We start from the raw sequence: 21,719 nt of genomic DNA, 5'->3' as shown, positions 1-21,719 counted from the left end.
AGAGCGTCGCCGGATCACGGCGTTGCCGACAGCCCGACGCCACTGGCGTCGGGTTTTTTTGTGGCTTGTCAGGCCGGTGTCGGCTGCGTGCTGTCCACCCATGCATGCCCCGGGAAGTGCCGCCGCATCATCCGCTCGACATAGTCCACCAGGTTGGGGCGGGCCTCCACGGCGCGGCGCAGGGGCGTGTCGAAGAACGGCGTGGAAACGCCGGCCAGCATCGCGAATGCGGTGGCGTCGACGCCGGATGACGCCTCGCCCATCAGGTGCCTGCGATCGCCGAGCAGCCGCGCCAGCGCATCGATCGAACGCTCGCCGAGCGTGGCGATCTGGTCCGGGGTGTGTCGGCCGATACCCTGGGCGCGCAGGTCTGCCTGCTTTCGATCCTGCAGCATGCGGCGCATCTGTCCGCGCTCGATCTCGGTCGCACCGCTGGCGAACTGCGAGGGGCCCTTGGCGAAGTTGTCCGGATCGATCCAGCGGAACCAGACCATGGCGAAGTAGAGGTGGTCTTCCAGCAGCCGCTCGATCGCCCAGGCTTCCGCACGCTGGCGCGCATCCAGTCCGGCGTCGAGGTCGATGCCGTAGCTGCGCTCGATGTGCGCGCGGATGAAGGTGGAGTCGCTGATCGTCTCCTCGCCGTCCACCAGATAGGGCAGCTTGCCGTTCGGTGCCTGCGGAGGGATCGACGCGACCTTGTCGTAGGCGAGTCCGGCCATCTGCAGCTGCACCTCGGCCTTCATCACGAACGGGCTGGAGTCGGGCAGGCCGAAGGCGGGGCGGGTGGCGTAGAGGATGAGGGAGGGCATGGCCTGGCTCCGTGGCGGAAGAGGCGGCCATCTTCAGGGAGTGCTGCTGCCAGCGTCGTGTCAGCAGCCGTCATCTCCGGCGTTCGCGCAGGCGGCAGGGCCTCAGGCCGACGCCTCCGGCGTCTGGAACACGCTGTGCAGTACGAAGTCGGCGTTGATCTCCTCGCCGGTCATCAGCATCGCCACCAGTTCGCCACCGAGGATCTGCGGGGCGATCAGCACATCCGGCTGGGCCAGCTTGACGCGGCCGAGGTAGCTGGCGTTGTTGACTGCCGCCACCGTGCGTACCCCCTTGGCGATCTCGCGTACGGCAAGCACCACGAAGGCGTTGTCCGAATCGTTGTCCAGCATCGCCATCACCGCCTGTGCCTTGTCCGCACCGGCCTGGCGCAGTACGTCGCCATCGCTGGGATCGCCGTACACGGCATCCACGTCGGCCGGCAGGGCGTTATCCGGCGCGCGTCGCAGCAGGCGCGTGACGGGCTGGCCGCGGCGGCGGAGTTCGCGCCAGGTGTTGACCGCCAGCGGCGTGTCGCCGACCACGACGAAATGGCTCTCGCGTTTCATGCGGCGTCCCTTGTGATTGACGATGCGTTGCAGGCTGCGGCTGACCATCGGCGCCACCACCGCGGTCAGCGAGGTGGCGAACACTGCCACGCCGAGCACGATGATCGACACCGTGAACAGGCGCGCGTCGGCGGTCTGCGGGGTGATGTCGCCGTAGCCCACCGTGCTCATGGTGACCACGGCGAAGTACAGCGCGGTAGGCAGGTCGGCGATCTGCGGCCGGAAGGTGCTGCCCTGGTAGTAGGCGCCGAAGGTGGCGTAGAGCAGCAGCATCGCCACCGAGGTCAGGGCGAACAGCGTGCCCGAGGTGAGGCTGGAGTGATCGAAGCGCCTCCATGCCGACAGCAGCAGCAGCGGCAACACCGCGAAGTAGATGAGGGCGTGGAGCCCGTGCGGCGCCTGCCCGATCGCCACGCTGGTCAGCGCGGTCAGGCTGAGCAGCAGCGCCAGGGTCCAGGCCAGCCGCGAGCGCATCAGCAGCCCCAGTGCCGACAGCAGCATGCCCGCGCCGATCAGCAGCGGCGGCAGCGATCCGGGCGGCAGATCGTGTCGCCCCTGCACGAGGTCGCCGAGCACGGTGTGCATCGAGCCCGCGGGCAGCGCCTGCAACAGCCATCGGCTGCCCAATGCAAGCAGTACAGCCAGCGGCCACTGCGGAAACCAGCGGTCGGCCCGGGCGACCGCCGCCCAGGCGAGCAGGCGCTGGCGAAGGCGTTGCGTGGTGGAAGGTCGCAGCATCGGGGCCGGCAGTCGCGGAGCGGGGTGGACGAACGTTACGGCCTGCGCCCGCCGAATAAAACTCCGGCGGGTCCCCTGAAGTGTCGACTCCGCTGCCCGACGCCCGCTTCCGGCCGGCGTCGGCACCCGCCGAGGCGAGGGCGGCTCAATCCTCGCCGTCGTCCCGGGGCAGCCGTTCCGGCTCGTCCCAGCGCAGCTGGTGGATGTCGAACTGCTGCTCCAGCAGCGGCTTGACGATCAGGAAATAGGGCGAGATGTCGAAGTCGCGCGGGGCGAACAGCCGCGAGTTGCGGATGTGCAGGATCTCGCGACGCGCCTGCCTGGCACCCTTGCGTCGGCGGTCGGCCGGTTCGATCAGGGGCAGGATCGGATAGCGCACGCTCTGGAAGGCATCGGCGATCAGCGACGAGCAGATCGCCCGCGTCGGGTCGCCGCTACCCAGCGCCAGCAGGCGTCGGCGCAGGTGGCCGGGAATCGGCGGGGTGGGCATCAGGTAGCGCAGCAGGTCGATGATGTTCTTCACGTCGTACTGCTGGCCGAGTCGCCGGCGGGCGTGGTCGATCACGCTCGCCAGTTCCTCCCGGGAGAGACCGACCGGGCGGCAGATGCGGGTGTGCATGCCCTTGTAGCCGTGCAGCGCGACGGCGCGCACGCCGTCGGTCACGTCGGCCTCGATCAGCACATGCGGCCCCAGTTCGGGTCGCTCCGCCAGCAGCGTGTCGCCGACGTACAGTGCCGCATGCGACCAGCTCGACTGGGTGAGGTATTTCACCGCCGTGCTGAAGCGGCTGCTGCCTTCCACCAGCAGCACATCGCCCTTGCGCAGCGAGAACTGGAGCAGCCGGAAGCGGGACGTGCTGAAGTGCATTTCCACCGGGCGCGGCTTGGCGAGGAAATCCGCCAGGCGGCGGCCGAGCCAGTCCAGGGGATGGAACACGCCGTCGTCCTCCAGCTGTGGGGCGTCGGCAGCTTAGCCGGTTCCCCCGGGATCCGGTGCTTGCCCCGGCTTCCCGTTCTCGTCTTGACCTCGTCCGGCACCGCGCCGATGATCGCCGGGCGCTTCGGGGCGCCCGCGGGTCCGCGCGAAGGACGGAGTCCACCCTGGTCCAATACCGGTGACGGCATCTCGTCTCCGTGCTGGCCAGCCTGCGGACCGCCGGCCTCTGCATGGAGGATTCCGCAATGCCCCACCGCACCCTTCTGCAACATCCCGACATCGGCCAGCTCAAGCGTCAGGCGAAGGAATTGAAGCGCGCCGCCGGCGGCGGCGATGTCGCGGCCCTGGCGCGTTTCCGGCAGCTGCCCGCCTACGCCGGCTGGCCCGACGACGCCCTGCGCAACGAACCCCTCGCCCTGCACGACGCGCAATCGGTGCTCGCGCGCGAGCACGGCTTCCCTTCGTGGAAGGCCCTGGCTGAACACGTGGAGGAAGCGGGCCTGCGCCACGATGACATTCCCGCGGCCTTCGTCGAGGCCGCTACCGACGGGCGCACCGATCGCGCGCGGCGACTGCTGGAACGCCACCGGCAACTGCCCGCGGCGAGCTTTCATGCCGCGCTCGTCATGGGCGATGCGCCGCGGGTGCTGGCGCGCCTTGCGGAGCAGCCGGAGCTCGCCACGCAGGCCGGTGGCCCGCGCGGCTGGCAGCCCCTGCACTACGTCTGCCATGCCTCGCTGGGTCGCAGCGGACTGGCCGATACCGCCGGGCTGGTCGCCATCGCCCGGCAGCTGCTGGCGATGGGTGCCGACGCCCGGCTGCGTTTTCCCTGGATGCACCACGGCGTCCACCGGGCCGTGCTGTGGGGCGCGATGCTGGTGACCGACTCGCTGGCGCTGGCCGAGGTGCTGCTTGCCGCCGGGGCCGATCCGAACGACGGTGTCACCCTGCCCATCCTCGCCAGCGGCGGCGACCTCGCCAGGCTGGACTTCCTGCATGCGCATGGCGCCTCGGCCAACCAGCCCTGGGCCACCGATGGCTCGGCGACGCTGTACGCGATCCTGCAGTGGTCGAACGCCATCGACGGCGTGCGCTGGCTGCTCGAACACGGTGCCGATGCCGACCCGGTGTTCGCGGCCAATGGCGAGAGCCCGCTGCATGTGGCGGCACGCCGCGGCGATACCGCGCTGGTCGCGTTGCTGGCGGCGCATGGTGCGGACCTCACGCGCCGTCGCGCCGATGGCCGCACGCCTTACGCGATCGCTGCATTGAACGGCAACGACGCGGTGGCCGACTGGCTTGCCGCACACGGGGCCGGCGACGCGCTGGCGCCGGTGGATCGGCTGGTGGCCAGCGCAGCCCGCGGCGACCGGGCCAGCGTCGATGCCATGCTCGCGGAAGATCCGGCGCTGCGCGGAGCGATCCGTGCCGATCACTACGCCGCGCTCTACCGGGCTGCCGAGGAGGGGCACGTCGCGGCGATCGAAGCCTTGCTGGCGTGCGGCCTGGACGTCGATCATGGCGACGAGGAGATCGGCAAGACCGCGCTGCACTGCGCGGCGATGCGCGGACAGCCCGATGCCACGCGCACCCTGCTCGCCCATGGGGCCTCGACCGCGGTGCGCGACCGCGAATTCCACGCCCAGCCGCTGGTCTGGGCAGCGGAGGGCAGCCGCATGGCCGAGGGGCATGACGGTGGGCATCTTGCGGTCGGGCGGCTGCTGCTCGACGCCGGTTCGCCGGTGGACTGGCAGTCGGACGAGCAGCCGGGCGATGCCATTGTGGAGATTCTCGACCAGTGGCAGCGGATGCGCCGGTAACGGTGCCGCGGGGGCGTTCCGGCCGGTGCGAATCCGGGTAGCATCGGCCGGACGGTTGGGGGACCAGGAGCAGGGCATTGAATAGGGAAGACGTGCGCTCCGGACGGGGCGCAGGCGCAGCGGGCCACAAGCTCGCGCGGTGGTTGCTGGTGCTGGCGGCCTGCCTGCCGATGATCGGCCGCGCCGCGGACTACACGATCGGCCCGCTGCCCGGATGGGTGGTGCCGGTCGCTCCGGGCAAGGCCGATGCGGCGAAGTTGGGGCAGGGCAGCGATGGCGTGGCCTTCCTGCTCACCGATACGCAGATCCTGGCCGACCGGCAGGATCGTGAGCGCTATCACCGGGTGGTCAGCGAGGCGCTCGATGCGCACGGGGTGGAGGCGATCGCCAACATCCAGATCCCGTTCGATCCGTCGTACCAGAAGCTGGTGCTGCATTCGCTGGAGGTGATCCGCCATGGCCGGGCGATCTCCCAGCTGCATACGGCGAAGATGCGGGTGATCCAGCGCGAGGCGGGGCTGGAGGAGCGCATCTACGACGGTACGCGCACGCTGGCGATCTTTCTCGACGACGTCCGTCCCGGCGACGTGGTCGACTACTCCTACGTCATGAGCGGTCGCAATCCCGTGTTCGGCGGGCGCGACTTCGGCACCTACGAACTGCAGTTCGGCCTGCCCGTGGCCCGCGTCCACGCGCGCCTGCTGGTGCCGGTCGGTGCATCGCTGAAACTGGCGAGCCGGCACACCGCGATGAAGCCGCGCGTGACGGTGCGCGATGGCCTGCGCGACTACACCTGGGACGCGCTCGATCCGCCGGTGCTGACCGTCGAGGCCGGCGCACCGGCGTGGTATTCCCCGTTCGCCCAGGTGTCATGGAGCCAGTTCGACGACTGGGGACAGGTGGTGGACTGGGCGCTGCCTTTGTATCGCACGCCGGATACGCTCGACGCCGCGCTGCAGGCGCAGGTCGATCGCATCGCCCGCACCGAGTCGACGCCGGCCGGGCGCATGCTCGCCGCCTTGCGGCTGGTGCAGGGCGAGGTGCGCTACCTCGGCGTGGAGATCGGTCCGAACTCGCACGCGCCCAATCCGCCGGCGCAGGTGTACGCGCGCCGTTTCGGCGACTGCAAGGACAAGACCCTGCTGACCGTGACGCTGCTGCGTCACCTGGGCATCGATGCCTGGCCCGCCCTGGTCAACACCGACCTGCGGCGGAGCGTGGCGGAGCAGTTGCCCAGTCCCGGCGTGTTCGACCACGTGCTGGTGCTGGCACGCGTCGACGGCAGGGACTGGTGGATCGATCCGACCCGCAACACCCAGATGGCCGACCTGGCCCACCTGTCGCAGGATCACTTCGACCTGGCCCTGGTGGTCGCCCCCGGCGGGCGGGCGCTCACCGCGATGAAGCGGGCGGCGCCGGACGCCTCCCGGCGCGAGCTGCATGCCACCTACGACGCCAGCCACGGCTTCGACGCGCCGGTGCCCTTCACCATGCAGACGGTGGCCAGCGGTGAGGTCGGCGAGGCCTTGCGCAACGCCTTCGCGAGCAACAGTCGGGCCGAGCTGCAGAAGAATTTCCTGAACTTCTACGCCGGCTACTACCCGCACATCGGGGAGGCGGGGGCGTTGGCGTTGCGCGACGACCCCACGGCCAACCGCGTGACCCTCGACGAGCACTACGTGATCCACGCGATGTCCGCACCGGCCGATGACGGCAGGGGACGCGTGGCCCTGCTGCATTTTCCCGAGCTCGCACGGGCGATGAACGCGCCCGACACGCCGATCCGCACGGCTCCCCTGCAGGTCTCCTATCCGCTGGACCTCAGCCAGCAGACCGAGGTGCTGCTGCCCAATGCGTGGCCGGTGAAGACCATGACCACCCGGGTTGACGACCCGGCGTTCCGCTTCGAGCGCTCGATCCGCCGCGACGGGCTGCGGCTGCTGATCACCGATCACTTCCAGTCGCTGACGGACGAGGTGCCGGCCGCGCAGATGCCGCGTTACCTCGATGACCTGGCGCGTGCGCGCAAGGTGCTGGCGTTCCGCTTCTGGTGGAATCCGGCGCTCCAGCCCGGCGCTGCGCGCGGCTCGTGGATCGACCACATGAACTGGCTGATGGCCCTGCTGGCCGTCGGCATGGTTGCCGGCTGGGCCTGGCTGGCGGCGCGGGTGTATCGCTACGACCCCGAACCGGCACCGGCGAGCGAGCATCGCCTGGCCGGCTTTGCCGGCTGGCTGGTGGTGCTGGGGCTGGTACTCGGGTTCCGCCTGGTGATGGCCACCGCGGCGTTGTGGCATATGGGCGGCGCGCTGGCGATCGAGCGCTGGACGGCGCTGACCACCTTCGGCGCTCCCACGTACAACGCGCTGTGGGCGCCGCTGCTGCTGTTCGAACTGGCGGGCAATCTCGGTGGATGGGTGTTCACGCTGCTGGTACTGGCGCTGTTCCTGAAGCGGCGAAGCAGCTTCCCCCGGGTCGCCATGCTGGTGCTGATGTCGGGTGTCCTGCTGCAGTGCGTGGACCTGGCGCTGTCCGCCCAGATGCCGACGCTGCGGGCGACCGGGAAGGACATCACCACGATCGTGCGCGCGGTGATCGGCGTGGGTTTGTGGAGTGCCTACCTGGTCCGCTCGCGGCGCGTGAAGGCAACCTTCGTCGTTCGCCACCGTACGGTGGAACCTCCCGAGCTGCCGGTGATGGCCGACCCGGCGGCGGCAGGGTGAGTGGCTCCGACCCGCTCGCGAGACAGACCTCTGCCGGAGTCGCCCATGCCTCCTGATCACGGGACGCCACCGCCGCTGCCATCACGGCCATCGGCACCACTGGCCGGAGGTTGGTACGTGCTGGCCGGCGCCTCGTTCATCCCCTTGCTGGGCGTGCCGATGGGCCTTGCGGCCATCGTGGTCGGGCTGGCCACCCGCCGTCCGGGCGGACGCCGGGTGGCGTGGACCGGCGCGGCGGGGATCGCGTTCAGCGTGTTGCTGTATGGCGGACTGTTCTATTTCGGTTTCGTGCAGCGCGGCGGGGTCTACGATCATCTGCGCGCGCGGTTGGCGCAGGAGCAGCTGAACGACCTGGTGCCCCGGATCGAGTTCTACCGGCTGCAGCATGGCCGCTATCCGGAAGGCCTGGATGCCTTGCGGGGTGAGGGCGGCGGGCTGAATCCGGTGATGATCATGGATCCCTCGACCGTGTCGCCGCGTGCGTTCTTCTACCGCCGCGTCGGCGACGGGCACTACTACCTGCGCGGGCTGGGGCCGGACGGCGAACCGTTTACCGCGGACGATATCGTGCCGACCGTGGCGCCGGCCGGCGGGTCAAGGATCGGCCTGCTGCCCGATCCGCCCCGGCCACGGTGACTCAGGCGCCGCGGACAGGCCGCAGCGCCCGCCAGAGCAGCGCGAGCAGGCCCGCCAGGTTCAGCCAGGCGAACAGGTCGCCGCAGCGGCTATAGGGGGTGCGCGTATGGCGCAGGGGCAGGTCGCCGACCAGTTCGGCGTCGTGATGCTCGCTGGATGCCTCGGCGACGACGCGGCCGCGATCGTCGCTGAGCGTGAGCCGGCCCGAACGGGCGGCACGGGCCACCGCGAAGCCGCCCTCCACGCCGCGCAGGATCGCCATGCGCCCGTGCAACCAGCCGTCGACGCTGAAGTCCCATGCCGGCACCAGCAGCAGTTGCGCACCACGCGCGGCATAGGCCTGGCCGATGTCATGGAAATCCATGTCCTTGCAGATCGCCAGACCGATGCGCGGCGAACCATCGAGCATCCGATAGGTGCTGCCCGGGCGATAGCGGGCTTCGAAGCCGGGAATCAGGTGGTGCTTGCTGTAGGTGGCCGGGGAGGCATTGTCCGGCTGGAACACCATGGCCATGTTGCGCTCGCCGCCGGCCTCGCCCTGGTATTCCACGCCCACGTCGAGCTGAAGCCGATACTGCCGGGCCAGTTGCGCGAATGCCGGGATGCCGGCGTCGGCGGTGGCGAACGAAGTCTCCGGGATCACGATCGTCCGTGCGCCTTGTCCGGCCAGTCGGGCGATCACGGCCTGGTAGCGGGCGAGCAGGTCCTGCCCCTGGGGGCTGTCCAGCGGTGGCCGGATCGGTGTCTCCAGCGAGGCCAGTCCGATCCGCAAGGATGCGTTGGCCGGCGCCTGCAGCCGGTACGCGCCGTAACCGAGCGCGGGCAGCAGGATGGCGGCGCACAGCATCGCCGCCTGCAGGCGCCCGCGGCGCGGGACATCCGAAGCCAGCACCGCCAGCGTGGCCGGCAGCAGCAGCACGAGGAAGCCGATGCCCCACACGCCCGCCAGCGCCGCTACCTGGATCACCGGCAGCGCGTTCATCTGGGCATAGCCGATCGCGCCGAACGTGCCGTGCGGCGACAGCAGGCTGTTGAGGTATTCCACCGCCGTCCAGGCAACCGGCACGGCGAGCGCGGCGGCCAGCGGCAGGCCGCGCAGCAGCAGTCGCCGGTGCAGCAGAAGCACGAGGGCGAACAGCAGCCCCGGCAGCACGATGACGTAGACCACCACCGGCAACGGCAGGCCGATGTAGCCATGCAGATAGCGCCACTGGTTGAGTCCGCCGACGGCAAACGCGACCAGCGCCGCCAGGGCGGCACGCCAGCGCCCGGTGCGCGGTGCGAGCCAGAGCAGCGGCAGGGGCGCCAGCCAGGTCAGCCACCACAGCGGGTGCAGGCCACTGCCGAACCACCACAGCAGGGCCGCTGTCGCGGTGGCGATGACGATCGTGGCGGCTTTGCGGGAATCAGGCCTTGAGGCCATCGAGCAGTCTCCGGATCGATGCGAGGTAGAAGGTGCGGAACCGGGTCGCGTCGTAGCTGAAGCGGCCCGCCCGGTACAGCGCGATCAGGCCGTGCGCATGCGCCCACAGCGTCATCGCCACGTCCCAGGGATCGTCATCGCGCCACACGCCGTCGCGCATGCCTTCGGCCAGCAGGTCCGCCACCACGTTGAGGGTCGGCGAGCGACGGGCACGGAAGTCTTCGGGAAAGCGTCGTGCATCGTCGCGCTGCACCGAGAACGCGTGGTCGAACAGATGCGGGTGCTGCAGCGCGTAGTCGAGGTAGTCCTCCTGGGTTGCCAGCAGCCTGGCGACCGGGTCGCGGCGGCGGCGATGGCTGCGCCAGGTGCTTGCCGCCGTCTGGAAGCTGTCGTCGGAGATCCGCTTGAGCAGGGCGTCGCGATTCGGGAAATGCCGGTACAGGGCCATGGGCGTGATGCCGACCGCTTCGGCCACGCGGCGCATGGTGACGGCCGTCGGGCCCTCCCGGTCGAACAGTTCGTGGGCGGCCAGGAGGATGGCCTGGGCGGTATTTCGGCGGGTCATGTATACAATGTATACATTGTCGTGCCGCGGCAGCAAGGGCCACCCGGGGATCGGTCCGGGCTGACGACGGTCAGGCGGCTTTCGCGAGCGTCCACCTACACTTGGCTCTGAAGCTTGGTCGGAGACGGCGTGATGACGCAGGAATCTTCCGTGACGGTGCGGGCCGGCGAGCTGGTGGCGCTGCGGCTGTTCGACATCGCGTATGCGATCGACCTGAGCCGGGCCGAGGCGGCCTGGCTGGCCCGTGCCGGTGCGGAGGGACGGCGCAGCCGCCTGATCACGGCACCGGCCAAGGCGGTGGCGTTCGACGTGCCGCCGCTGGAGCTGCCGCTCGAGCCGCTGAGCCTGGAGCTGGATGGCCTCCAGGTGACCGCCCGCGTCCGCGTGCGGCTGTACGACTTCGGCGTGGCGGCCTTCGCTGTGCATGTCGCGGTGGCCGACGCCCCGTGGGCGGCCTTCGCCGCCCGCTTCAATGCGCTGGACCGGGCGGTCGGCCCTTCGGCACCGGATGCACTGTGGACCACGCTGCGCCAGCGCGTGGTCGAGGCGGTCGCTCCGGCGCTGGACCGGCCGGCCATCGACGCCTCGTTGCAGGAGGACTACCTGCTCGGCGTGGTGCAGGCCTTCGACACGCCGCTGGATGCAGCCACGCTGCGCGAGCGGGTCGACCTGGCCGCGCTGCTGTCGGGCGAGTCGCGTCCGCTGTCCGAGGGCGCCCGCCGGGAATTGCTGGCGCACGGCTATTCCTACTATGCGGACGACCTGGTGCTGCTCACCTGGGATCGCGCCTTCGTCTACGAACCGCGCGGCGACTCCGACGTGGCCGACGTGATCGAGGTGGCAAACGCGCAGTTGGTCGAGTTCCGCTACTACGACACGCTGCTCGACAACGAGCTGCCGCGCATGTACGCCCGCGTGCAGGAGGCGCGCGGTACCGGGTCGCTGCTGGCGGCGCGGCGCTTCGCGCATCTCGCGCGCGGGCTGTACATGCTCGTGGCCGAGGCGACCGAGCTCACCGAAAAGGTCGACAACGCGCTGCAGGTGACCGAGGACGTCTACCTGGCGCGCGTCTACAGCGCTGCACTCGGCCTGTTCCGCGTGCCTGCGCTCAGCGCGTCGGTCGACCGCAAGCTGGCGATCATCCGCGACACCTACGCCGCGCTGTACGAGGAGGCCTCGAGCCGGCGTTCGGAGTGGCTGGAGATCGCCATCGTGCTGTTGATCGTGCTGGAGGTCGTGTTGTCGCTGCTGCGGCACTAGTCCGGACCTGCCATGCCGAACGGCCCGCGTCCTCGTGCCTGTGCCGGGGCACAATGCACGGCTGTTTCCGATCGAGCTGTCGCCCCATGACCGACCACACCCTCAAGCAGGCCTGCCGGCTTTTCCTGTCCCGCCCGCCCGCGCCACCCGTGGCCGAGACGATGACCCGCCTGGCGGCGCATCCGGCGGCACGCGATGCGGTGGACGAATATGGCGCCGGCGGTGCCGTGGCGACGCTGGAGCAGGTGACTGCGGTACGGCTGGGCAAGCCGGCCGGGCGCTTTTTCATCAAGGGCGTCACCGCCCAGCTGTGCGTGCTGCAGGCCTACGCCGACGCGCGCGGCTGCCGCAACGTGGCGATTCATCCCATGGGCCACATGGACATGGACGAGGCCGGCGCACTGGAGCGGGCGGCAGGCCTGAACGCGATCCGGCTGGGTCGCCACCGGCCGTTTTCGCTGGACGCGCTGCAGGCGGTGACCGAACCGCTGGCGGCGGTGGTGGTGGAGCTGCCGTTGCGACGGGCCGGCTTCCTGCTGCCGCCGCTGGACGAGCTGCGCGCGATCTCGGCGTGGTGTCGCGGGCGTGCGATCCCGCTGCACTTCGACGGCGCGCGCCTGTGGGAGGCGGCGGCCGGCTATGGTGTGGCCGAGGCCGAACTGGCGGCGCTGGCCGATAGCGTCTACGTCTCCTACTACAAGGGACTGGGTGGACTGGGTGGCGCGCTGGTGGCCGGCAGCGAGGCGTTCATCGCCGCGCTGGCGCCGTGGAAGAGCCGCTACGGCGGCAACCTTGTCACCGCCTGGCCCTACGCGATCAGCGCGCTCGACGGACTGGACCGGCTGGCGCCGCGCATGGGCGAATTCGTCGAGCGGGCCCGCGCCCTGGCCGCCGCGCTGGTGGCCGTGCCGCAGGTGCGGGTGCATCCGGCGCGCCCGCACACCAACGCCTTCCAGGTATGGCTGCCGGGCCGGCCGGACGTCCTTGCCGCGCATCATCGAGAGATGGCCGCCGCCGGTGAATGGTGGCTGTTCGACGGGTTCGCCGACGCGCCGCTGGACGGCTGGACGATGGCGGAAGTCCAGATCGGGCCGACCAGCGACCAGTGGGACGTGGAGCGGGCCGCGCAGGCCATCGGGCGCTTCGCCGCGAACGGGTGAGGCGTGCCGCAGCGAGCAGTGGTGCCGTGCGGCCGGTTCAGCGCATCAATCGTGAGGATGGGCGAGGGGGGCGACGATCACGCGATTCCGGCCTTCGCGTTTGGCCTGGTAAAGCGCGCGGTCGGCGCGCAGCAGCAGTTCCGAAGCGCTCTCCCATGGGCCCGAGCGTTGCGCCAGGCCGATCGATACGGTGAAGCCCAGGGTGCCGCCGTTGGCGTCTGGAACGCGCACGCCCGAGAGCGCCTCGCGCAGACGGTCGGCCACCGGCTCGGCGCTGTCGATCCGGGTCTGCGGCAGGACGATGCCGAACTCCTCTCCGCCAAGCCGGCCAATGTTGTCGCCGTCACGCAGTTGCTGTCGGCAGGTGTCGGCAAGGGCGACCAGCGCCCGGTCGCCGACGGCGTGGCCGTGATCGTCGTTGATGGCCTTGAAATGGTCGATGTCCAGCATCAGCACGCACAGCGGCGGGTCTTCCTCGCGGCTGCACCGGATCGCGTTCTCCAGGTGTTCGAGGAAGTCACGGCGGTTGCTGAGTCCGGTAAGGCTGTCGGTATGCGCCAGCCGCTGCAGCTCCAGTTTCTGGCTCTCCAGCTGGATCGCCTGCTCCTGCAGGGTCATGGTGCGCAGGCGCACCAGTGACTCGAGATGGTCGCGGTAGGCCTGAAGCTCATGCTCCTGGCGATCACGCTTGGCCATGTCCTCGACGATCCGTTCGCGCAACTGGTTGAACGCCGCGGCCATCTGGTCGATCTCATCCGGCCACCGCCGAGGCGGTCGCTCCAGCGTCAGCTGCTTTTCCAACTGGTCAATGCCGATGTTTCTGGCATAGCTGGCCATGTGCTCGAGGTGCCGGGTGACCCAACCCCGAAACAGCAGCAACAGCATCAGCGAGGCGGTGCCCAGACCGGCCAACGTGGAAAGCGCGACGCGCAGCGACTCATTCCACAGGCGCGTGATGATGAAGCCCTTGTCCACGGCGATGTAGAGCCTTCCAAGCGGGAAGCGACCCGTCTGCTCGTAAGACAGTGGGTAGGTGCGTTGCAACGCCGGCGTGGCGATCGGCTTGCCCCGGGTCTCTCGCCGCCCCTCCGAATCCAGCTCGACATAGACCACGCCGGGATATTTGATCAGCCCGTCCAGCAGCAGGTCGACACGATCCGAATCGACCAGCCAGAGACTGGCTGACAGGCTGGGTACGATACCGCTCCCGATATCGTCCAGTTGCTGCTCGGCGTTGAAGACCTGCTGTCGATAAACCAGCAGCAGTTGCACGCCCGAGACCAGTACCGACACGAGCAGGCTGATCATCAGCGTCGCCATCGCGAGCCTGAAGCTGATCGACCGGACCCTCGGGATCGGATTCTTCACTTGGCCTCCGAGGGGCTGAACCACAGTTCGGGACGGTCCAGTGGAGCATCGGCGGGGAAATCCGGATTGGCAAGCTCGAGGCGTACGCGGCCGCTCAGTCCGAGATCGCGGGTGAGCGATCCGTAGGTGCTCTCGAAAAGTCGGCGCATGCTGCCGTCGGCGATGGCACGTTCCAGGCCCCGGGTCAACGCCTCTGCCAGCGCATGGTTGCGTGGATTGACGAAGAAATACTGGGCCGACGGGTAGTGCAGCAGTAGGTGCTTTTCGATCGTCAGTTGCCGCCCATTCTGCTGCGCCAGCTCCGGCTGCGCCTCGGAAATCGCGCGGGGGAAATAGTCGATCCGCCCCAGGCGCAGCATGGCGAAAAGGCCCTCATAGGTGGGACTCGCGACGACCCGGAGCCCATTTGCCTGGAGCACGGCGAGATCCGGCCAGTCGTGGCCCTGGCCGCCCCACAACCTTGCCAGTCCGGCCACTGAGCGGATGCCGTCCATGCGGGCTTGTTCGCTGGGGCGGATCAGCAGCACACGCCAGCCGAACAGGCCGCGGTCGATGGGGATACGGATCGGCAGGAGCCTGTGTTCGCGCTCGCGGCTGGTAACCGACCAGACGATGTCCAGTCCCTCGCCTTCCTCCAGCAGCCGCAGGCTGCGGGCCTGCTGCGTCGGCACGTCGGCTGACTTCAGCATGTAGGGCTCGCCGCTGCGCTCGAGCGCCAGGTGCAGCACCTTCAGGGGATAGCTCTCACGTGGATCGTTCGCGGTCCCAGGAACCGGATAGATCACTCGCAGCGGTGTCGCCGCACGGGCCGTGACGGCGACCAGGGCCAGGGAGATCAGGGCAGCAGCGCAGAGGTGGCGTGCGAAACTCAAACCGCTGGATCTCCCGGTAATCAAGCCTTGGCGATCTCCGCGTGGCCCAGGCTCACCGGTCGATGCGCGAGGCTTTTCACACGCCGCAGACTAGCACGCTCGACGGGGCACGCTTCAGCCCGGTCCGGATCGGGTTACGGTCGAGGCGACGCCACGATCCTTCACGAAATCCACGAATGCCCGCAGCGGCGCGGGCAGGTGTCGGCGGCCGGGATAGTAGAGATACGGACCGCTGAAAGTCTGCCACCAGGGCTGCAGCACCGGTTCGAGCTCGCCGCGCTCCAGATGCGGCTGCAGCCATGCCTCGAACAGGTGGATGACGCCCAGCCCGTCGATCGCCGTGCGCAGGGCCAGGTCGGCGGCGGCACCCAGCCGTACCAGCAGCGGACCATCCGGGTCGACGCGCACGATCTCGCCGTCGCGCTCGAACTCCCAGGTGGGGATGTGCCCGCTGGCGAACTGGCCGCGGATGCAGGTGTGCCCGAGCAGGTCGCGCGGGTGCTCCGGCCGGCCGCGCCGGTCGAGGTAGGCGGGCGCCGCGGCGGTGGCCATGCGCTGGGTGCGCGGGCCGATCGGGATCGCCACCATGTCCTTTTCCAGCCGCTCGTCGTAGCGCACGCCGGCATCGCAGCCGGCGGCGACCAGGTCGACGAAGCCGTCCTCGACGATCACTTCCAGCCGGATCTCCGGGTAGGTCTGCAGGAACGGCGTCACGATGGACGGCAGCACCAGCCGCGCCACCGTGGCCGGGACGTTCAGTCGCAGCGTGCCGGCGGGGCGGTTGCGGTAGTGGTTGACCACGTCCAGCGCGGCCTCGACCTCGCCCAGTGCCGGGACCAGCCGCTCGGCCAACCGCGCGCCCGCCTCGGTCGGCACGACGCTGCGGGTCGTGCGATGGAGCAGCCTGACGCCCATGCGCGACTCCAGCCGCCGCACGCTGTCGCTCAGGCGCGAGGCCGAGCTGCCGCTGGCCCGCGCGCCCTCGCGGAAACCGCCGGCACGCACCACGGCGAGAAAAGCGAACAGATCGCGCAGCTCGGTATCCATTGTCCTGAAATCCGTACGGCCCGTGCCGATTGTGCCGGATTATCGACACGGTGCCTGGAGCCTAGAGTGTCGATCCCAGCGGCAACCCCGCCGCGATATCCCCAGGAGTCCCTCATGAGTCTCGCCACGCACGCCGGAACCTTCGTTCTCGGGAATCGCCCCGTCACCCGCATGGGCTACGGCGCCATGCAGCTGGCCGGGCCGGGTGTGTTCGGTCCCCCGAAAGACCCCGCAGGCGCGCTCGCCGTGTTGCGCGAGGCGGTGGCCAGCGGCGTCGACCACATCGACACCAGCGACTTCTACGGCCCCCACGTCACCAACCGGTTGATCCGCGAAGCGCTGCATCCGTATGTCGACCACCTCACCATCGTCACCAAGGTCGGCGCCGTGCGCGGGGCGGATGCCTCGTGGAACCCGGCGCAGCGTCCGGCAGAACTCGTCTCGGCCGTGCACGACAACCTGCGCAACCTGGGCGTGGACGTGCTGGACGCGGTCAACCTGCGGGTGATGGGCGACGTCCACGCGCCCACCGAGGGCTCGATCGAACCGCAGTTCACGGCGCTGGCCGAGCTGCAGCAGCGCGGACTGATCCGCCATCTGGGACTGAGCAACGCCACGTCGAACCAGGTGCATCAGGCGCGTGGCATCGCCGAGGTGGTCTGCGTGCAGAACCACTACAACCTGGTTCACCGCGCCGACGATGCGCTGATCGACGAACTGGCTGCGCTGGGGATCGCCTACGTGCCGTTCTTCCCGCTGGGTGGTTTCACGCCGTTGCAGTCGGACGCGCTGTCGTCCGTCGCCCGCCGCCTGGGCGCCACGCCGATGCAGGTGGCACTGGCATGGTTGTTGGCGCGCGCGCCGAACATCCTGCTGATTCCCGGCACCTCGTCGCTGGGCCACCTGCGCGAGAACCTCGCGGCCGCCGCGCTGTCGCTGGATGCGGCGGTGATCGACGAACTCACCGCGATCGGCGCCACCGCCGTGGCGGCGCACTGAAAAGCGGAACGGCCCGCCCCGGCGAGGGGCGGGCCGTCTCCCGTGCGGGCATCCACGGCAAGGTGCCCGCGACGACGCTCAATGCATCAACGCATGCCGCCGGAGGCGAACAGGATCTCGCCGTTGAGCCAGTACGAATCGTCGGAGGCCAGGAACGCGACGATCGAGGCGATGTCCTGCGGCTGGCCGATACGGCCCAGCGGAGTCTTCGCCGCGGCGCCCGTCTCGAACTCCGAGCCGATGATGCCGGCCGACTGCGTACCCTCGGTCGACACCACGCCGGGATTCACCGCGTTGACGCGGATCCTGCGCGGGCCCAGCTCCTGCGACAGCACGCCGGTGATCGCGTCCACCGCGCCCTTGGTGCCGCTGTAGACGGCGCTGGCCGGTGGCACGATGCGGGTGACCAGCGAACTGACGTTGACGATGCTGCCGCCTTATCCCATCCGCTTCGCCGCAGCCTGGGTCACCAGCAGCAGACCGAGCACGTTGACGTTGAACTGCTTGTGATAGTGCTCCTCGGTGATCTCCTCCAGCGCACCGAACTCGTAGACGCCGGAGTTGTTGACGAGGATGTCGAGCCGGCCGAAGTGCTCGACGGCGGCATCGGCCAGGGCCTGGGCATCGGCCGCGCTGGACACGTCGCCGCGTACGGCGACGGCCTTGCCGCCCGCCTTGGCGATGTCGGCGACCACGGCGTCGGCGCCGGCCTTGCTGGAGGCGTAGTTCACGATGACGGCGGCGCCTTCGGCGGCCAGGGTGCGCGCAATGGCGGCACCAATACCCTTGGAGGCACCGGTGACCAGGGCGACTTTTCCGGTGAGCTTGCTCATGTCGGGATTCCTTGCGTGGGGTTGATGGATGGGTTCTTAAATGCCGTAGTTCGTAACTTATGAACTTAAGAACAAAGAATCAAGGGCTGCTAGAATCGCCGCCATGCGACCCCTGACCCACCCCTCGATCGACGACGTCAGCGTGGAGGCGATCCTCCATGCGCTGTCCGATCCCGTGCGGGTGGCGATCTACGCCGAGCTGGCCAACGCCGGCTGTCCCCAGACCTGTTCCACCTTCCTGACCATCCGCGACCGCGACATCCCCAAGTCGACCCTGTCCCAGCATTTTCGCGTGCTGCGCGAGGCCGGGCTGATCCGCAGCGAGCGCCATGGCGTGGAGATGCGCAACACCTCGCGCTGCCCGGAGATCGAGCAGCGCTTCCCGGGGCTGATCGGCGCGATCATGAACGCCCATCGGGTGCAGTCCGCCGAGCGCGCCAAGACGGCCCGGCGCAGGACCGCGGCCCGCTGAGCGAAACGCACACGGCGCAGCGCACGCGCTAGCATCGATGCCTTGGCCACCACGGGGAATCGCCATGCACCGCCTGTTTCGCCATGTTGTCGTGATCCTGTTGCTCGCCGGCATGTCCGCTGTGGCCCACGCAGCTGCGTCGACCGCGCCGGGCGATGACGCATCGGCGATCCGCCGGGTCATGGCCGACCAGCAGGCGGCCTGGAACCGGGGCGACGTCGATGGCTTCATGCGCGGCTACAAAGACGCCCCGGACACCACCTTCGTCGGCAGCTCGGTGCGCAAGGGCTATCGGGAAATCCTCGCCAGCTACCGCGAGCACTACGCGACGAGAGAGCAGATGGGGCAGCTCACCTTTTCCGATCTGGATGTCCGCCTGTTGCCCGGTGCGTCCGGCGCGGTGCGTTACGCCGCGGTGACCGGCCGCTTCCATCTCGATCGCAAGGCGCACGGCAGCGTCGCGCAGGACGACGGCGTCTATTCGCTGCTGTGGGAAAAGACGCCGGATGGCTGGAAGATCATCCTGGACCACTCCAGCTGAGTCCGACGGCGCGGTGACGGTTACCGCTCGAACCGCAACGTCAGCGACTCGCCGGCGGCGAGGGGCTCCCAGCGCGCGGTCAGGTCGAGCAGGCAGCTTCGGATCGCGTCCACGTCGTCCACCCGTACCGGCAGGGGCTCGCACGCGCGGGCCCGGCAGGTGACCTGGTAGAGATCCAGCATGTCGGCGGGCGGGGTATTCCAGCCGGACCAGCCGTCGGCCTGGAAGACCTCCACCAGCCGCTCGACACCGTCGCTCTCCGCATCGCCCCGCATCTGGAACGATGCCGCCTCGCCGTCATGCACCCGGCCGATGAAGCCCCGTCGGTGCAGGGTGCTTTCCACCGCGTAGTGGACCATGTCGTGCGGAATGATCCGCTGCCTGGGGCAGTCGATCGCCTCGGTCGGCACGCCGTTCCTGAGCACGTCCATACGGTCGTACTTGCCGGTTCCCTTGGTGAATACGAGTTCCACGGTGCCTGGATCCTTTGGCGCGTCGGGGTTGCCCGCAACCGCTGGGCGCGGCGCGGGATTTTGACACCGCCGGAGCCGCGGCGCACAGCGCCCCGGCGATCCTTGCTCAGGCGCGGTCGCGCCGGGGCAGCTTCCAGCCCGGCCGCACGAAGTGGCAGGTGTATCCGTTCGGATACCGTTGCAGGTAGTCCTGGTGCTCGGGCTCGGCTTCCCAGAAATCGCCGGCCGGGGCGACCTCGGTGACCACCTTGCCCGGCCACAGGCCGGACGCCTCGACGTCGGCGATGGTGTCCTCGGCGACCGCCTTCTGTTCCGGGCTGGTGTAGTAGATCGCCGAGCGGTAGCTCATGCCGACGTCGTTGCCCTGGCGATCGCGCGTGGTCGGATCGTGGATCTGGAAAAAGAACTCCAGCAGCGCGCGATAGCTGGTGGCTGCCGGGTCGAAAACGATCTCCACCGCCTCGGCATGGGTACCGTGGTTGCGATAGGTGGCGTGCGCCACGTCGCCACCGGAATAGCCTACGCGCGTGGCGACGACTCCGGGTTGCTGGCGGATCAGTTCCTGCACGCCCCAGAAACAGCCGCCGGCGAGGATGGCGCGTTCGGTGGATGCGGTCACGGGTTCGACTCCTCGATGGGGCGGGACTTCCCGATCTGGGGCGGCACAACGGGGAATCAACGCCAGCGTACCGGTGATCGGGGCCGACGGCCTTCCGGCCCCCGGCCGGGACCGATCAGGGCGATTTCGGCGCGCTTGCGCTGCACTGGTCGTGCGGGCAGGCGAAATCGACTTCGGCGCCACGCCCGACCATCAGCGGGATGTTCCTGCGTGTGTCGGTGACCACGCCTGCCGCGGTCAGGGTCACCGTGTAGGTGCCCATCGGCAATGTACGAAGATCGTAGCGACCGTTGTCGCGGATGGTGGTCGAGCGATGCGCGCCGGTGTCACTGCGCGCGTCGACCTTCGCTCCGGCCGGGCCCTGGCCGAAGATATGGGTAGTGGTGGACTGCGCGATGGCGGCGGTGGCCGGCAGCGCCACCGCCGCGGCAAGGGCGGCACGGGCGATCCGGCGGCTGGAGCTATCGCAAAGGCGCGCAAGGCGACGGAACATCATGGGTCTGACTCTCCCTGTCGTGGTTGGATTGGTCCGTGGTGTTCATCGCTGGCACGCTGGCCGCGCCAGGCATCATGCCGATGCCTTGAGTGTGCCTGCCGGAGTTGCTCCGCGCCACCGTCCTGCGGCGGCGGAGCATCCGTCCGCCGACAGGGCGATCCATCGCGCCGCGGTTCAGTGCACCCGTGGCGGAAGCAGGAACGTCATCGGCCGATCCAGCCGCGCGGCCCAGGCGGCCTCGGTGTGTGCGGCGCCGGGGAACACCAGGCTGTGGAAGTCCGCCTCGGTGTAGCCGCGTGCGCGGAACAGTGAGTCCACCCGCTGCTGGGTCGGTGCGTACATCGCATCCAGCGTGGCCGTGCCGTGGTCGAAGTAGACGCGGTGGCTGGCCGGCGCAGGGGCATGCGCCCGCAGGTAGGCGACGAAGGCGTCCGGGCTCGGATTGCCCGCCCGCGGTTTGAGCGCGGTACCTGGCCAGTGCGTGGACAGGCAGCCGGCCGCACCGAACACCCGTGGGTATTCGCTGATCGCATACATCGCCATCAGGCCGCCCATGCTCGAGCCCATCACTGCGGTGTCGGCCGCATCGCCAGCCACGCGGAAGCGCTCGTCGATGCGTGGCTTCAGCTCCTTCACCAGGAACCGCAGGTAGGCATCGGAATAGGGTTCGGTCGGCAGCTTCAGGTCCATCGCGCGGGCGCGTTCGCGCTGCACGCGGGCGAGCGAGCGCCAGACCTTCTGCGGGTAGTACTCGCTCTCGCGCCGGTCGCCGGCGTTCCAGATGCCGACGATGATGAACGGTCGCGTGCGGCCCTCGCGGATCAGCTTGGTGGCGGTGTCGGCGGCGCGCCAGGACTGGTGGTTCCAGGTCTGCGTGGCGTCGAACAGCATCTGGCCGTCGAACATGTAGAGCACCGCGTACGGCGCCTGCGCCGGATAGCCCGGCGGCAGCCACACGTCCACCGTGTGCGGCGGCACGAAGCGCGACTTTTCCTGCATCCGCACGACACGGCCGCTGGCCACGTGCGGCAGCGGCAGCGACGCCCCGGCGGCCATCGCCGGCACGGCGACGACGGCGAACAGCAGGGCGAGGCGGGCGATCAGGCGGGCGGGCGACGTAGGCATCGGGCGGGTGGCGGGCGAGGTACGAAGCGCCACGGATAGCAGCAAGCCGGCACCGCCGGAAGCGCCTGGCCGGCTGCATACGTTTGCAGCCGGCCGGGTGTCGCGCTCAGTCCAGCGGCCAGGGCAGCCCGGCGTCATGGCCATCGTCGACCGGTGGCGAGGGTGTCGCGCCGGTGACGGCAGCCTTGTCTGCATGTGCCTGTCGCCACCACGGCGAGGCGGGCCGCCGCCCGGGC

The 21,719-nt window shown here is 69.5% G+C and carries 20 protein-coding genes and 1 pseudogene; 8 read left to right on the top strand and 13 right to left on the bottom strand.

Translation table 11 applies throughout. The features are described 5' to 3' along the window. Positions 1-68: 68 nt before the first annotated feature. The 3 genes from C693_RS0111480 to C693_RS0111470 all read right to left on the bottom strand — a co-directional run bounded on the left by C693_RS0111480 (position 69) and on the right by C693_RS0111470 (position 3,051). Positions 69-809, bottom strand: coding sequence for a glutathione S-transferase family protein (locus C693_RS0111480; protein WP_017462422.1), 741 nt, complete (start codon positions 807-809; stop codon positions 69-71). A 102-nt stretch (positions 810-911) separates the two neighbouring features. Beyond that, positions 912-2,114 carry a voltage-gated potassium channel protein gene (gene kch, locus C693_RS0111475; protein WP_017462421.1) on the bottom strand — a complete coding sequence of 401 codons (1,203 nt, stop codon included), beginning with the start codon at positions 2,112-2,114 and terminating at the stop codon, positions 912-914. Positions 2,115-2,259: 145 nt separating this feature from the next. Further along, positions 2,260-3,051, bottom strand: a complete 792-nt coding sequence (locus C693_RS0111470) for a YiiX/YebB-like N1pC/P60 family cysteine hydrolase (RefSeq protein ID WP_017462420.1) — start codon at positions 3,049-3,051, stop codon at positions 2,260-2,262. A gap of 245 nt (positions 3,052-3,296) precedes the next feature. Here C693_RS0111470 and C693_RS21630 point away from each other — a divergent pair, with 245 nt between their 5' ends. The 3 genes from C693_RS21630 to C693_RS0111455 all read left to right on the top strand — a co-directional run bounded on the left by C693_RS21630 (position 3,297) and on the right by C693_RS0111455 (position 8,230). Continuing rightward, positions 3,297-4,871 carry an ankyrin repeat domain-containing protein gene (locus tag C693_RS21630; RefSeq protein ID WP_017462419.1) on the top strand — a complete coding sequence of 525 codons (1,575 nt, stop codon included), beginning with the start codon at positions 3,297-3,299 and terminating at the stop codon, positions 4,869-4,871. Positions 4,872-4,948: 77 nt separating this feature from the next. Next, complete coding sequence (locus C693_RS21625) at positions 4,949-7,594, top strand: DUF3857 domain-containing protein (RefSeq protein WP_157798606.1); 2,646 nt, start codon at positions 4,949-4,951, stop codon at positions 7,592-7,594. A gap of 45 nt (positions 7,595-7,639) precedes the next feature. Further along, positions 7,640-8,230 (top strand): type II secretion system protein GspG, encoded by a 591-nt coding sequence (locus tag C693_RS0111455; RefSeq protein WP_157798605.1) that lies wholly within the window; start codon positions 7,640-7,642, stop codon positions 8,228-8,230. A 1-nt stretch (position 8,231) separates the two neighbouring features. On the opposite strand, the gene C693_RS0111450 is transcribed toward C693_RS0111455, so the two are convergent. Beyond that, the gene (locus C693_RS0111450; RefSeq protein WP_017462416.1) at positions 8,232-9,653 is read right to left on the bottom strand and encodes a nitrilase-related carbon-nitrogen hydrolase; all 1,422 of its coding nucleotides are present in this window, start codon (positions 9,651-9,653) and stop codon (positions 8,232-8,234) included. Beyond that, the gene (locus tag C693_RS0111445; protein ID WP_017462415.1) at positions 9,637-10,218 is read right to left on the bottom strand and encodes a TetR/AcrR family transcriptional regulator; all 582 of its coding nucleotides are present in this window, start codon (positions 10,216-10,218) and stop codon (positions 9,637-9,639) included. Before C693_RS0111445 ends, C693_RS0111450 begins: the two co-directional genes overlap by 17 nt. 132 nt (positions 10,219-10,350) lie before the next feature. Between C693_RS0111445 and C693_RS0111440 the strand changes: the two genes are divergently transcribed. Together C693_RS0111440 and C693_RS0111435 are read left to right on the top strand one after the other, a co-directional pair. Further along, positions 10,351-11,478 (top strand): hypothetical protein, encoded by a 1,128-nt coding sequence (locus tag C693_RS0111440; protein WP_026107360.1) that lies wholly within the window; start codon positions 10,351-10,353, stop codon positions 11,476-11,478. An 86-nt stretch (positions 11,479-11,564) separates the two neighbouring features. Beyond that, on the top strand, positions 11,565-12,638 hold the full coding sequence (locus C693_RS0111435) for a threonine aldolase family protein (protein WP_017462413.1): 1,074 nt from the start codon (positions 11,565-11,567) through the stop codon (positions 12,636-12,638). A gap of 45 nt (positions 12,639-12,683) precedes the next feature. Here C693_RS0111435 and C693_RS22660 read toward each other — a convergent pair whose 3' ends face one another. The 3 genes from C693_RS22660 to C693_RS0111420 all read right to left on the bottom strand — a co-directional run bounded on the left by C693_RS22660 (position 12,684) and on the right by C693_RS0111420 (position 15,904). Then, positions 12,684-13,946: a sensor domain-containing diguanylate cyclase gene (locus C693_RS22660; protein WP_198506864.1), complete on the bottom strand. Its 1,263-nt coding sequence runs from the start codon at positions 13,944-13,946 to the stop codon at positions 12,684-12,686. 56 nt (positions 13,947-14,002) lie between these two features. Then, positions 14,003-14,878 carry a substrate-binding periplasmic protein gene (locus C693_RS0111425; protein WP_017462411.1) on the bottom strand — a complete coding sequence of 292 codons (876 nt, stop codon included), beginning with the start codon at positions 14,876-14,878 and terminating at the stop codon, positions 14,003-14,005. A gap of 114 nt (positions 14,879-14,992) precedes the next feature. Further along, complete coding sequence (locus tag C693_RS0111420) at positions 14,993-15,904, bottom strand: LysR family transcriptional regulator (RefSeq protein WP_198506867.1); 912 nt, start codon at positions 15,902-15,904, stop codon at positions 14,993-14,995. Between the two features lie 135 nt (positions 15,905-16,039). Here C693_RS0111420 and C693_RS0111415 point away from each other — a divergent pair, with 135 nt between their 5' ends. After that, complete coding sequence (locus C693_RS0111415) at positions 16,040-16,924, top strand: aldo/keto reductase family oxidoreductase (protein WP_026107358.1); 885 nt, start codon at positions 16,040-16,042, stop codon at positions 16,922-16,924. An 86-nt stretch (positions 16,925-17,010) separates the two neighbouring features. Here C693_RS0111415 and C693_RS21615 read toward each other — a convergent pair. Next, positions 17,011-17,757, bottom strand: a pseudogene (locus C693_RS21615) (glucose 1-dehydrogenase). Positions 17,758-17,860: 103 nt separating this feature from the next. On the opposite strand from C693_RS21615, the gene C693_RS0111405 reads away from it, so the two are divergent. Then, a complete protein-coding gene (locus tag C693_RS0111405; RefSeq protein ID WP_017462406.1) occupies positions 17,861-18,229 on the top strand; it encodes an ArsR/SmtB family transcription factor in 369 nt (122 codons plus the stop codon). A gap of 64 nt (positions 18,230-18,293) precedes the next feature. Next, positions 18,294-18,770, top strand: coding sequence for a YybH family protein (locus tag C693_RS0111400; RefSeq protein ID WP_017462405.1), 477 nt, complete (start codon positions 18,294-18,296; stop codon positions 18,768-18,770). Positions 18,771-18,790: 20 nt separating this feature from the next. Here C693_RS0111400 and C693_RS0111395 read toward each other — a convergent pair whose 3' ends face one another. From C693_RS0111395 to C693_RS0111380, 4 genes are all read right to left on the bottom strand, one after another. Further along, positions 18,791-19,243, bottom strand: a complete 453-nt coding sequence (locus C693_RS0111395) for a hypothetical protein (RefSeq protein ID WP_017462404.1) — start codon at positions 19,241-19,243, stop codon at positions 18,791-18,793. A 106-nt stretch (positions 19,244-19,349) separates the two neighbouring features. Further along, positions 19,350-19,862, bottom strand: a complete 513-nt coding sequence (gene msrA / locus C693_RS0111390) for a peptide-methionine (S)-S-oxide reductase MsrA (protein ID WP_017462403.1) — start codon at positions 19,860-19,862, stop codon at positions 19,350-19,352. Between the two features lie 115 nt (positions 19,863-19,977). Continuing rightward, positions 19,978-20,358 carry a carboxypeptidase-like regulatory domain-containing protein gene (locus tag C693_RS0111385; RefSeq protein WP_017462402.1) on the bottom strand — a complete coding sequence of 127 codons (381 nt, stop codon included), beginning with the start codon at positions 20,356-20,358 and terminating at the stop codon, positions 19,978-19,980. 174 nt (positions 20,359-20,532) lie between these two features. Beyond that, positions 20,533-21,483, bottom strand: a complete 951-nt coding sequence (locus tag C693_RS0111380) for an alpha/beta hydrolase (RefSeq protein ID WP_017462401.1) — start codon at positions 21,481-21,483, stop codon at positions 20,533-20,535. Positions 21,484-21,719: the final 236 nt, after the last annotated feature.

This window comes from Dyella ginsengisoli LA-4 (assembly GCF_000334915.1).
GTDB lineage: Bacteria > Pseudomonadota > Gammaproteobacteria > Xanthomonadales > Rhodanobacteraceae > Dyella_A > Dyella_A ginsengisoli_A.
The sequence above is the reverse complement of the archived record's forward strand: the minus strand, read 5'-3'. Positions and strand labels throughout refer to the sequence as shown.

What these genes read in the sequence shown, in the direction of transcription:
- C693_RS0111480 (WP_017462422.1), bottom strand. Translation starts at nt 809, where the DNA reads ATGCCCTCCCTCATCCTCTACGCCACCCGCCCCGCCTTCGGCCTGCCC.
- kch (WP_017462421.1), bottom strand. Translation starts at nt 2,114, where the DNA reads ATGCTGCGACCTTCCACCACGCAACGCCTTCGCCAGCGCCTGCTCGCC.
- C693_RS21630 (WP_017462419.1), top strand. Translation starts at nt 3,297, where the DNA reads ATGCCCCACCGCACCCTTCTGCAACATCCCGACATCGGCCAGCTCAAG.
- C693_RS0111455 (WP_157798605.1), top strand. Translation starts at nt 7,640, where the DNA reads ATGCCTCCTGATCACGGGACGCCACCGCCGCTGCCATCACGGCCATCG.
- C693_RS0111450 (WP_017462416.1), bottom strand. Translation starts at nt 9,653, where the DNA reads ATGGCCTCAAGGCCTGATTCCCGCAAAGCCGCCACGATCGTCATCGCC.
- C693_RS0111445 (WP_017462415.1), bottom strand. Translation starts at nt 10,218, where the DNA reads ATGACCCGCCGAAATACCGCCCAGGCCATCCTCCTGGCCGCCCACGAA.
- C693_RS0111440 (WP_026107360.1), top strand. Translation starts at nt 10,351, where the DNA reads ATGACGCAGGAATCTTCCGTGACGGTGCGGGCCGGCGAGCTGGTGGCG.
- C693_RS0111435 (WP_017462413.1), top strand. Translation starts at nt 11,565, where the DNA reads ATGACCGACCACACCCTCAAGCAGGCCTGCCGGCTTTTCCTGTCCCGC.
- C693_RS22660 (WP_198506864.1), bottom strand. Translation starts at nt 13,946, where the DNA reads ATGATCAGCCTGCTCGTGTCGGTACTGGTCTCGGGCGTGCAACTGCTG.
- C693_RS0111415 (WP_026107358.1), top strand. Translation starts at nt 16,040, where the DNA reads ATGAGTCTCGCCACGCACGCCGGAACCTTCGTTCTCGGGAATCGCCCC.
- C693_RS0111405 (WP_017462406.1), top strand. Translation starts at nt 17,861, where the DNA reads ATGCGACCCCTGACCCACCCCTCGATCGACGACGTCAGCGTGGAGGCG.
- C693_RS0111400 (WP_017462405.1), top strand. Translation starts at nt 18,294, where the DNA reads ATGCACCGCCTGTTTCGCCATGTTGTCGTGATCCTGTTGCTCGCCGGC.
- C693_RS0111385 (WP_017462402.1), bottom strand. Translation starts at nt 20,358, where the DNA reads ATGATGTTCCGTCGCCTTGCGCGCCTTTGCGATAGCTCCAGCCGCCGG.
- C693_RS0111380 (WP_017462401.1), bottom strand. Translation starts at nt 21,483, where the DNA reads ATGCCTACGTCGCCCGCCCGCCTGATCGCCCGCCTCGCCCTGCTGTTC.